Origin of the sequence: Streptomyces sp. NPDC001941 (genome assembly GCF_040296945.1) — a bacterium.
In the GTDB taxonomy this organism is placed as follows: domain Bacteria; phylum Actinomycetota; class Actinomycetes; order Streptomycetales; family Streptomycetaceae; genus Streptomyces.
This window is the reverse complement of the sequence record NZ_JBEOYE010000085.1, coordinates 27,718-39,169: the sequence shown is the minus strand read 5'-3', so window position 1 is coordinate 39,169 and position 11,452 is coordinate 27,718. Positions and strand designations below refer to the sequence as shown.

5 protein-coding genes (1 of these 5 cut by a window edge) are annotated in these 11,452 nt (G+C 71.6%); 2 read left to right on the top strand and 3 right to left on the bottom strand.

Annotation, left to right across the window (positions count from 1 at the left end):
* Together ABT160_RS36860 and ABT160_RS36855 are read right to left on the bottom strand one after the other, a co-directional pair.
* Positions 1–523 (bottom strand): GNAT family N-acetyltransferase (locus ABT160_RS36860; protein WP_351652461.1); only part of this gene is annotated, 523 nt, incomplete at its 3' end.
* 93 nt (positions 524–616) lie between these two features.
* Positions 617–1,417, bottom strand: coding sequence for an alpha/beta fold hydrolase (locus ABT160_RS36855; protein ID WP_351652459.1), 801 nt, complete (start codon positions 1,415–1,417; stop codon positions 617–619).
* A gap of 439 nt (positions 1,418–1,856) precedes the next feature.
* On the opposite strand from ABT160_RS36855, the gene ABT160_RS36850 reads away from it, so the two are divergent.
* Positions 1,857–2,795 (top strand): TauD/TfdA family dioxygenase, encoded by a 939-nt coding sequence (locus ABT160_RS36850; RefSeq protein ID WP_351652457.1) that lies wholly within the window; start codon positions 1,857–1,859, stop codon positions 2,793–2,795.
* A gap of 151 nt (positions 2,796–2,946) precedes the next feature.
* Here ABT160_RS36850 and ABT160_RS36845 read toward each other — a convergent pair whose 3' ends face one another.
* Positions 2,947–4,173, bottom strand: a complete 1,227-nt coding sequence (locus ABT160_RS36845) for a cytochrome P450 (protein ID WP_351652455.1) — start codon at positions 4,171–4,173, stop codon at positions 2,947–2,949.
* Between the two features lie 391 nt (positions 4,174–4,564).
* Between ABT160_RS36845 and ABT160_RS36840 the strand changes: the two genes are divergently transcribed.
* A protein-coding gene (locus ABT160_RS36840) for a non-ribosomal peptide synthetase (protein ID WP_351652453.1) crosses the window boundary here: on the top strand, positions 4,565–11,452 show its 5' portion. 5,979 nt of this gene lie beyond the right edge of the window; only the first 6,888 of its 12,867 coding nucleotides appear in the window; its start codon is at positions 4,565–4,567; the stop codon falls past the right edge of the window.

Below are 11,452 nucleotides of genomic sequence, written 5' to 3'. Positions count from 1 at the left end.
GGTAGTTGCGCACCGCGTGGCGGTGGTCGAGCGTGCTGGTGCGCAGGTAGACCGACGACACCGGGCCGTGCTCCGGCGCCCAGTCCGTACCGGCCCGCCACGCGTTGCGCACGCACGCGGTCAGCAGCGCACCGCCGAGCCCCTGCCCGTAGAACTGCGGCAGCAGGCCGAACAGCACGATCTCCACCGCACCGCCCGGTTGCGCCTCCAGCTCGAAGTAGCCCGCCACCGTGCCCTGCACCGTGGCGATCCAGGTGGCCATCGACTCCCGGTTGACCCACGCCTCCCACGTCTCGTGGTCCCACGCGAACCGGTCGGTCCAGCACACCCGGGACCCCACGGCCGCGTACAGGGCGCGGCTGAGGTCGATCGAGGGCACCTCGGAGCGCTCCACCCGGATCGGCGCGTCGGTGTGCGCCGGCCGCAGCCGGCCGGGAGCGTCCATCCGCAACGTCCAGGTGGTGACGTCCCGTCGAACGATCTTCGCGGCGGGCCCCTGGTCCAGGATCCCGCCGGTGTCCATGTCTGTCACTGTCGGCCTCACATCGGTGGAACGTCGGTCAGCACGTCGGTACGCGGCTCAGTGCGCGGCTCGGCGCGTGGCTCAGTACGTGGCTCAGTACTTGGCGAGGAACTCGAGGATCGCCTCGTTCACCACCGCGGGCCGCTCCAGGTTGCCCAGGTGGCCGCAGTCGGGGATCTCCACGTGGTCGCAGCCGGGGATCGCGTCGGCGACCTCGGCCACCAGGTGCGGCGGGCAGATCACGTCGTCGGCGAACGCCACGGTGCGGCACGGCACGGTGATCGCGCGCAGCGCCTCCCGCCGGTCGCCCGCGCGGTCCACCCCGGCCTGTCCGCCGCCGTCGGTGTTGCCGCCGGTCAGCTCCAGGATCTCCAGCCAGCCCGCGGCGGCCGTGTCGTCGTTCAGCGTCGCCGGGGAGAGCATCTCCAGGACGGTCCGCACCGCCGTGTACTTCGGCGGCAGCCGCACCCCGCTCTCGCGCAGCGCCAGGTCCGCCTCCGTCAGTGCGCGGCGCGTGACGTCCGAGCGGGCCCGGGTCGCCAGCAGCACCGCCGAGCGCACCAGGTGCGGCGCGCGGGCGGCCACCTCCTGGGCGATCATCGAGCCCATGGAGGTCCCGACGAGCCGGCAGGGACCCAGGTCCAGGGCCTCGATCAGGCCGATCGTGTCCGCCACCAGGTCGTCCAGCGCGTACATCCCGGCGGGCGCGTCCGAGGCGCCGATGCCGCGGTTGTCGAAGACGATCGTCTCGTAGCCGGCCGCGTTGAGCGCCGGGGTCTGGTGCGTGGTCCACACGTGCCCCGCGGCACCGGAGCCCATGATCAGGAGCACCGGCTCGCCCTGCCCCGCACGCTGGTAGGAGAGCCGGATGCCGTTGGAGGTCACATAGGGCATGACGCGCCCTCGGTCACGGTCGGGGTGGGCATGGGCAACTCCAGGTCGTCGTAGGGCCCGCCCCCGCGGACACCGCGGACGGCGCGCCGTACGACGGCGCGCGCGGGAGGGGCGGGGGAGGTCCGGCACTGCCGGGCCACCCACCATCGCACCGGCCCACGGCGGCCATCAAGGGCGTACGCCGATCACCCGTACGGAGGCGAACGCGCTGTTCAACAGCGCCGCGCACGCGGTTGGACGACCGGGAGGCGGCTCTTGACCGACCGCGCGGGACCGGGCGCATAGTGGTGCCCGCCCGCGCCCGGAGGACTGTGCGCCACCGGCCGGCGGGCCCCGGGGCGCGCCCCCGCGCCCGCTCCCGGCACCGACCCTAGGAACCCCCCGTCCCGGCGGTGCCGGGAGCACGCACACCCTCGCCACCAAGCGCCAAGGAGCCGGCATGAGCGAAACCGACCACTGGAAGCCGCTGGAGCTGAGCCCCGGCGACGGCCCCACCGGACTCGAAGGCGTCCGCCGGACGCTGGAGGAGCAGGGCGACTTCGCGGACCTGCTGACCCGGTCCAAGGCCGTCGTCCTGCGCGGCTTCGACGTGCCCGAGGACGACGTCGCCGCCGTCATGGACCTGGTGCTGCCCAACCGCCTCGGCTACACGCACGGCACGTCACCGCGCACCCAGCTCGGCGACAACCTCTACACGTCCACCGAGTACCCGCAGCACATGACCATCGCGATGCACAACGAGCTGTCCTACAGCCACCGTTGGCCCGAGCGGCTGTTCTTCTACTGCGCCACCACGCCCGGTTCGGGCGGCGCCACCCCCGTCGTCGACGGCGGCCGGTGGCTGGAGTCGCTGGACGACGAGGTGCGGGACGCGTTCGCCCAGGGCGTGCGCTACACCCAGAACCTGCACGACGGCTTCGGCCTGGGCCGCAGCTGGCGGCAGACCTTCGAGACCGAGGACCGCGCGGCCGTCGAGAAGTTCCTCGACGCGGGCGACTTCGACTGGCGGTGGACCCCCGACGGAGGCCTGCGCATGATCAGCCCCGTACGGCCGGCCACCGTCAAGCACCCCGGGACGCACACGGAGGTCTGGTTCAACCAGGCCGACCACTTCCACCCGGCCGCCCTCGGCGACGAGACCTCCCGCGAACTCGCCCAGATCCTGCCGCCGGAGGAACTGCCGCAGTCCGTCACCTTCGCCGACGGCAGCCCGATCCCCGACGCGTACGTCACGCACGTGCACGACCGGGGCCTCGACGTCGCCGTCGACGTCGACTGGCGCCGCGGCGACCTGATGGTCATCGACAACGTCGCCGTCGGCCACGGCCGCCGCCCCTTCACCGGCGACCGCCGCGTCCTGGTGGCGATGTCCGGCTGACCCGGCGGTACGACTCCGCCGCGCGCGCCACCGGGCCGCAGGACACGCGCATACGACTCCGCCGCGCGCCGCCCGGCCGGAGGGCACGCGAAGGGGCCCGCCTCGAACCATCGAGGCGGGCCCCTTCGCCGTACCTTCTCCGCACCCGCGCTCAGGCGGCCTTCAGGCGCACCGGCAGCGTCTGCGGGCCGTTGACGACGATCGAGTCCAGCAGCTTCGCCTCGCCGTCCTGCTCGACGTGCACGCCCCGCTCCAGCAACTCCGCGTACAGCAGCCGCAGTTCCACCTTCGCCAGCATGCTGCCCAGGCAGAAGTGCTCGCCGAAGCCCAGCGACAGGTGCCGGTTGGGTGTGCGGCGCACGTCGAAGACGTCCGGGTCCTCGAACACCGTCTCGTCGCGGTTCGCCGACGGCAGCCAGAACACCACCCGGTCACCCGCCTCGATCCGCCGCCCGTGGATCTCCGTCGGACGCGTCGCCGTCCGCATGATGTGCGTCGCCGTCGACGTCCAGCGCAGCACCTCCTCCACCGCCGACGGCAGCAGCGACGGGTCCTCCCGCAGGGCCGCCCACTGCTCGGGCCGCTCCAGGAACGTGAGCATGCCCCCGGACGCCGCGATGCGGGTGTTCTCCGTACCGCCCACCAGCAGGTTGTCGCAGTTCAGGATCACGTCGTCCGCCGACAGCGGCTCCCCGTCCAGCTCCGCCGTCGCCAGCACGCTCACCAGGTCGTCGCCCGGCTCGTCCGCCTTCTCGGCCGCCAGCGTCTCGAAGTAGCCCAGGATGTTGAGGTGCGCGAAGCGCCGGGTCGCCGGGTCGCCGGCCGCGAACGCCTGGCTCGTCAGGTCGTACAGGTACTCCCAGTCCGACTCCGGCACCCCCATCATCTTGCAGATCACGTACAGCGGGACCCGCGCCGCGACGTCCGCGACGAAGTCGCAACTGCCGCTCTCCAGCGCCCGGTCCACCACGCCCCGCGCGATGTCCCGCATCTCCGCCTCCAGCGCCCGCACCGAGCGCACCGCGAACCAGCCGTCGACCAGGCCCCGCAGCTGCTTGTGCCGCGGCGCGTCCGTCAGCGCCAGCGTGCGCCCGCCGCCCGGGTCGGCGCCGTGCTCCGCCGGGCGGAGCAGGATGCCCTGCGCGGAACTGAACGCCTCCGCGTCCCGGTAGGCCGTACGAATGTCGTGGTAACGCGTCAGCGACCAGAAACCGGGCAGCTCCGAAGGCTCGTGCCAGTGCACCGGATCGTGGGCGCGCAGCCAGCGCCACTGCTCGAAGGGATCACCGTGCGAATAGAGCGCGGGATCCACCAGGTTGATGGACGGCTTGACGGACGGATTCATGGACGGCTTGACGAGCGACGACGGATCGGGCATACGAGTGCCTCGCAGATCTAGGGGTGACCGCAGAACAATTCACGGAATTCTGGTTTCCGTGCGCCCGGGCGGGCGCAGGCTATAGGCGTCCACGAAGGTCGCAGGGCTCCTTCGCCCACGTCAAGGCCGTTCGCCCGGACCCGGAGCACCGCCCGCACCAGGGAATTCGCCACCCCGTTCAACTGCCCTCCACACGCAGTTGAACGCCCGGCGGACGCGTATTGATCACCCCTGTGCACTGAGCCATAGTGAGTCGCCGTATCAGGTGCGGAAGATCCCTGAATTAATCGGTCACAGCTTTGTGCAACAAGAGCTGGGCGGTCGTGCGCACGCCGGTGGAGGCGGCCCGAGCTGTTCCAGTCGATGATTCGAACGATTGGAGAGCGCGGTAATGGCCAGCAATGAGGGTGAACTCCGCGAATTGATGAGCGGACAGCTCGGCATGTGGTACGCGCAGCAACTCGCCCCGGACAACCAGGCGTTCTTCATCGCCGAGTACATGGAGATCCACGGGCCCGTCGACCTCGACCTGCTCGTGCGCACCGCCGAGCTGCGCGTGCGCGAGAACGACACGCTGCGCCTGCGGATCCGCACCGTCGACGGCACCCCCCGGCAGTACGTCCACGACGCCGCCGACTACCCGGTCGCCCTCGTCGACGTCAGCGACGCCGCCGACCCGCGCGCCGCCGCCCTCGCCTGGATGGAGGACGACAAGCTCCGCCCCGCCGAACTGGAGGGCGGCGCCCTCTTCAACGCGGCGGTCATCAAGCTCGCGGAACACCTCCACTACTGGTACATCCGCCCCCACCACCTCGTCCTCGACGGCCAGGGCGGCGTCGTCCTCGCCCACCGCGCCACCGAGATCTACACGGCCCTCACCGAGGGCCGCGACCCCTCCGCCGGCGCCCCCGAGTCCGTCCACGCCCTCATCGACGCCGACCGCGCCTACCGCGACTCCGCGGACTTCGCGAACGACCGCGCCTACTGGCTGGAACGCCTCGCCGACCACCCCGCCGTCCACGGCGGGGACGCCCACAAGTCCCGCCGCGCCCAGCGCGCGCCCCTGCGCCACACGGACGGCGTCGACCAGACCGCCGCCGACACCCTCAAGGCCGGCGCCCGCCGCCTGCGCACCAGCTTCGCCGGCCTGATGATCGCCGCCGCCGCGCTCTACCGGCACCGCACCACCGGCGAGCAGGAGATCACCGTCGGCCTGCCCGTCCGCGCGCGCTCCGACAAGCGCACCCTCGGCATCGCGGGCATGACCTCCAACATCCTGCCGCTGCGCCTCACCGTGGGCCCCGGCGCCACCGTCGCCGACCTCGTCGCCCAGACCTCCCGGGCCATCCGCGAGGGCCTGCGCCACCAGCGCTACCGCTACAAGGACATGCTGAACGACCTCGGCATCGTCGACGGCGACCTGTGCGGGCTGCACATCAACGTGATGGCGTTCGACTACGACCTGCGCTTCGGCGAGTGCACCACCGTGGCGCACAACCTGGGCACCGGCCCGGTCGACGACGTCCGCATCGACATCTACGACCGCGCGGGCATGCAGATCAACGTCGACGCCAACCCCGACGTCCACGACCTGTCCGACGCCGAGGCCGTCGCCCGCCGCTACCTGCACGTCGCCAACTGGCTGGCCGCCGCCGAGCCCGACCAACTCCTCGCCCACGCGGCCCTCATGGACGAGGTGGAGCGGGAGCGGGTGCTGGTGGGGTGGAACGCGACGGACGCGGATCTGGTGCCGGTGACGCTGCCGGAGTTGTTCGAGGCGCAGGTGGTGCGGTCGCCGGAGGCGGTCGCGGTGGTGGCGGACGGGGTGTCGTACTCGTACGCGGAGCTCGATGCCCGGGCCAACCGCCTGGCCCGCACGCTGATTTCCCGTGGTGTGGGCGCGGAGTCGGTGGTCGGCGTCTGCCTGGAGCGGGGCGTCGACATGGTGGCGGCGCTGCTTGGCGTGGTGAAGGCGGGTGCGGCGTACCTTCCGGTGGACCCGGAGTACCCGGCCGACCGCATCGCCTACGTCCTGGAGACCGCCGGGGCGACGACCGCCGTCACCGACACCGCGCACGCCGGCCTGCTGCCCGACGGCGTGCGGCGCGTCCTCACCGACGACCCGGTGCTCCCCGCGCGCGACCCGAGCTCCCCGCGCGTCGACGTGCGCCCCGACCACCCCGCGTACGTGATCTTCACGTCGGGTTCGACGGGTCGGCCGAAGGGTGTGGTGGTGTCGCATGCGGGGATCGTGAACCGGTTGGCGTGGATGCAGGGTCGGTTCGGTCTGGGTGCGGATGACCGGGTGTTGCAGAAGACGCCGTTCGGTTTCGATGTGTCGGTGTGGGAGTTCTTCTGGCCGCTGGTGGAGGGTGCGTCGCTGGTGGTGGCGCGGCCGGGTGGCCATCGTGATCCGGCGTATATGGCGTCCGTTATCGGTGAGTTGGGTGTGACGACGGTGCATTTCGTGCCGTCGATGCTTGAGGCGTTCCTGGCGGAGCCGTCGGTGGGCGAGCTGGGATCGCTGAAGCGTGTGGTGTGTTCGGGCGAAGCCCTTCCGGTGTCGGTTCAGGAGCGGTTCTTCGAGCGTCTGGCCGGTGTTGGTCTGCACAATCTGTACGGGCCGACGGAGGTGTCGGTGGATGTGACGGCGTGGGAGTGCGTGCCGGGGTCGCAGACCGTGCCGATTGGTGCGCCGATCACGAATACGCGTACGTACGTGCTGGATTCGGCGCTTGCTCCGGTGCCGGTGGGTGTGGCGGGTGAGCTCTATCTGGCGGGCGTACAGCTTGCCCGTGGATATGCATCCCGTCCCGGTCTGACGGCTGAGCGTTTCGTGGCGAACCCCTTCACGGCTGGTGCGCGGATGTACCGCACGGGTGATGTGGTGCGCTGGAACGCGGACGGTCAGCTGGAGTACCTGGGTCGTGTGGATGAGCAGGTGAAGATCCGTGGTTTCCGGATCGAGCCGGGTGAGGTGCAGGCGGTCGTGGCCGCACACCCGCAGGTCGCACAGGCTGCCGTCATCGCACGCCAGGACGCGCCCGGAGACGTGCGCCTCGTCGCCTACGTCGTCCCCGGCACGCTGGGCGGTAGCCGACTGGAGTCTTCCGTACGGGAGTTCGCGGCCGGCCGCCTGCCCGAGTACATGGTTCCGTCGGCGGTCGTGGTCCTGGACGCGCTGCCGCTCAACGCGAACGGCAAGCTGGACCGCAAGGCGCTGCCCGCCCCCGAGTACGCGACCGGCTCCGGCCGTGGGCCCGCCACCGTGCGCGAAGAGGTCTTGTGCGCTGCCTTCGCCGAGGTGCTCGGCCTGGAGAGCGTCGGCGTGGACGACGACTTCTTCCGGCTCGGCGGCCACTCGCTGCTCGCGGTGCGCCTCGTCGAGATCCTGCGTACCCACGGCGTCACCGTGTCCATGCGCTCGCTCTTCGACGCCCCGACGCCCGCGGGTCTCGCGGCCACGTCGGGCGCCGCGCAGATTTCCGTACCGGACAACCTGATTCCGGCCGGGGCGACCGCGATCACGCCCGAGATGCTGCCGCTCGTCGAGCTCACCGGGGCCGAGATCGAGCGGATCGCGGCCACCGTCGAGGGCGGCGCCGCCAACATCGCGGACGTCTACCCGCTCGCCCCACTCCAGGAGGGCCTGCTCTTCCACCACCTGGTCGCCGACGGCGGCCCCGACGCGTACGTGATGCCCGCCGTCTTCGCCTTCGACAGCCGTGCGCGCGTCGACGACTTCGCCCGCGCGCTGCAGCGCGTGGTGGACCGGCACGACATCTTCCGCACGTCCCTGGCCTGGGAAGGACTGCGCGAGCCCGTGCAGGTCGTGTGGCGGCGCGCCACCCTGCCCGTCTCTGCGACCTCCCTCGATCAGGACGCCCTCGACCCGGTGGCCGCGCTGGTCGCCGCCGTCGGCTCCCGGATGGACCTGCGCCGCGCCCCGCTGCTCGACCTGCACGTCGCGGACGCCCCCGACGCGGACGGCTGCCTGGTGCTCCTGCGCATGCACCACACGGTGCGCGACCACACCGCGCTCCAGGTCGTCCTGGAGGAGGTCCAGGCGTTCCTGGCCGGCCGGGGCGACGAGCTGCCCGAGCCTCTGCCGTTCCGCACCTTCGTCGCCCAGACGCGCGGCGCCGACGCACGGGCCGCGCACGAACGCCACTTCACCGAGCTGCTGGGCGACGTGACCGAGCCGACCGCGCCGTACGGCCTCGCGGACGTGCGCGGCGACGGTTCGGACGCCCGTCTGGAACTGCTGCCGCTCGGCGGCGACTTGACGGTACGACTCCGGAGCGCGGCCCGCCGCGCGGGCGTCAGCACCGCGACCGTCCTGCACGTCGCCTGGGCCCGCGTCCTCGCCGCCGTCAGCGGCCGCGACGACGTGGTCTTCGGCACCGTCCTGCTCGGCCGCATGAACGCGGGCGCCGGCGCGGACCGCGTCCCCGGCCCCTTCATGAACATGCTCCCCGTACGGGCGCGCACCGCTGGACTCGGCTCCCTCGCCGCGCTCACCGCCATGCGCGGCCAGCTCGCCCGCCTCCTGGAGCACGAGCACGCCCCGCTCGCCGTGGCCCAGCGGGCCAGCGGCGTCACCGGCGACACTCCTCTCTTCACTTCCTTCCTGAACTACCGCCACAACGTCGGCGACGACGCGGAGACCAGCTGGGATGGGGCGATGGAGGGCGCGCGCGTGCTGTACGCCCGCGAGCTGTCCAACTACCCGCTCGCCCTGCTCGTCGACGACAACGGCGACCGGATCGGCCTGTCGGTCGACGCCGTCGCCCCGGTCGACCCGGCGGCCGTGGCGGCCCTCGCCCGTACGGCGGTCGAGCGGCTGGTCACCGCCGTGGAGACCGCACTTGACGGCGGCCCCGACGCGCCGCTCACCTCGCTCGACGTCATGGGCGAGGTGGAGCGGGAGCGGGTGCTGGTGGGGTGGAACGCGACGGACGCGGATCTGGTGCCGGTGACGCTGCCGGAGCTGTTCGAGGCGCAGGTGGCGCGGTCGCCGGAGGCGGTCGCGGTGGTGGCGGACGGGGTCTCGTACTCGTACGCGGAGCTGGATGCCCGGGCCAACCGCCTTGCGCGGGTGCTGATTTCGCGTGGTGTGGGTGCGGAGTCGGTCGTCGGTGTGTGTCTGGAGCGCGGTGTCGGGATGGTGGCGGCGCTGCTTGGCGTGGTGAAGGCGGGTGCGGCGTACCTTCCGGTGGATCCGGAGTACCCGGCTGACCGCATCGCCTACGTCCTGGACACGGCTGCCGCCCGGACCGTCGTCACCCAGGGGGAGCTGGGCGACCTGCTCCCCGCCGACGTCCAGCGGATCGACCTCGACGTGCTGGACCTCACCCTCGGCAACGGCTCCCGGCCGGCCCCGGACGAGCGTCGGCTGAATCCGCAGGGACCCGCGTACGTGATCTTCACGTCGGGTTCGACGGGTCGGCCGAAGGGGGTGGTGGTGTCGCATGCGGGGATCGTGAACCGGTTGGCGTGGATGCAGGGTCGGTTCGGTCTGGGTGCGGATGACCGGGTGTTGCAGAAGACGCCGTTCGGTTTCGATGTGTCGGTGTGGGAGTTCTTCTGGCCGTTGGTGGAGGGTGCGTCGCTGGTGGTGGCGCGGCCGGGTGGGCATCGTGATCCGGCGTATATGGCTTCCGTTATCGGTGAGTTGGGTGTGACGACGGTGCATTTCGTGCCGTCGATGCTGGAGGCGTTCCTGGCGGAGCCGTCGGTGGGCGAGCTTGGGTCGCTGAGGCGTGTGGTGTGTTCGGGTGAGGCGCTTCCGGTGTCGGTGCAGGAGCGGTTCTTCGAGCGTCTGCCGGGTGTTGGTCTGCACAATCTGTACGGGCCGACGGAGGCGTCGGTGGATGTGACGGCGTGGGAGTGCGTGCCGGGGTCGGAGGTCGTGCCGATTGGTGCGCCGATCACGAATACGCGTACGTACGTGCTGGATTCGGCGCTTGCTCCGGTGCCGGTGGGTGTGGCGGGTGAGCTCTATCTGGCGGGTGTGCAGCTGGCGCGTGGCTATGCGTCGAGGTCCGGTCTGACGGCTGAGCGTTTCGTGGCGAACCCCTTCACCGCTGGTGCGCGGATGTACCGCACGGGTGATGTGGTGCGCTGGAACGTGGACGGTCAGCTGGAGTACCTGGGTCGTGTGGATGAGCAGGTGAAGATCCGTGGTTTCCGGATCGAGCCCGGTGAGGTGCAGGCGGTCGTGGCCGCACACCCGCAGGTCGCACAGGCTGCCGTCATCGCACGCCAGGACGCCCCCGGAGACGTACGCCTCGTCGCCTACGTCGTCCCCGACTGCGGCATGTGCGTCGAACTGGCAGATGGTGTCATCGAGTTCGCCGCCGAGCGTCTTCCGGCGTACATGGTTCCCTCGGCGGTCGTCGTCCTGGACGCGCTGCCGCTCAACGCGAACGGCAAGCTGGACCGCAAGGCGCTGCCCGCCCCCGAGTACGTGACCGGCACCGGACGTGGTCCTTCCAACGCCCGCGAGGAGGTCCTGTGCGCTGCCTTCGCCGAGGTGCTCGGCCTGGAGAGCGTCGGCGTGGACGACGACTTCTTCCGGCTCGGCGGCCACTCGCTCATGGCCGTGCGCCTCGTCGAGATCCTGCGCACCCACGGTGTCGCGATCTCCGTCCGTACCCTCTTCGACACCCCCACCGTCGCCGGCCTCGCCGCGTCGGCCGGTGACGAGCAGGTCGCCGTACCCGAGAACCTGATTCCCGAGGGCGCCACGGAGATCACGCCCGCGATGCTGCCGCTCGTGGAGCTGACCGAGGCGGAGGTCGCGCGGGTCGTGGCGTCCGTCGAGGGCGGCGCGGCCAACGTCAAGGACGTCTATCCGCTGGCCCCGCTCCAGGAGGGCCTGCTCTTCCACCACCTGCTCGCCGACGGCGGCGAGGACGCCTACGTCATGCGGGCCGTCCTGGAGTTCGACGGCCGGGAGCGCGCCGACGCGTTCACCGCCGCCCTCCAGCAGGTCGTGGACCGGCACGACATCTACCGCACCTCCTTCGTGTGGGAGGGCCTGACCTCGCCGGTCCAGGTGGTGTGGCGGCACGCCACGCTCCCGACCGCCGAAGTGGACCTCGACCCCACGGGCGACGACCCGGTGGCCGAGCTCGCCGCGGTGGGCGGCGCCACCATGGACCTCGGGCACGCCCCGCTCCTGGGCACCCACACCGCGGCCCTGCCCGGCGGGGACCGCTGGCTGGTCCTGGTCCGCATGCACCACACGGTGCGCGACCACACCGCGCTCCAGGTC

Excerpts from the sequence above, each read along its gene's own strand:
- ABT160_RS36850 (WP_351652457.1), top strand. The coding sequence starts at position 1,857 with ATGAGCGAAACCGACCACTGGAAGCCGCTGGAGCTGAGCCCCGGCGAC.
- ABT160_RS36845 (WP_351652455.1), bottom strand. The coding sequence starts at position 4,173 with ATGCCCGATCCGTCGTCGCTCGTCAAGCCGTCCATGAATCCGTCCGTC.
- ABT160_RS36855 (WP_351652459.1), bottom strand. The coding sequence starts at position 1,417 with ATGCCCTATGTGACCTCCAACGGCATCCGGCTCTCCTACCAGCGTGCG.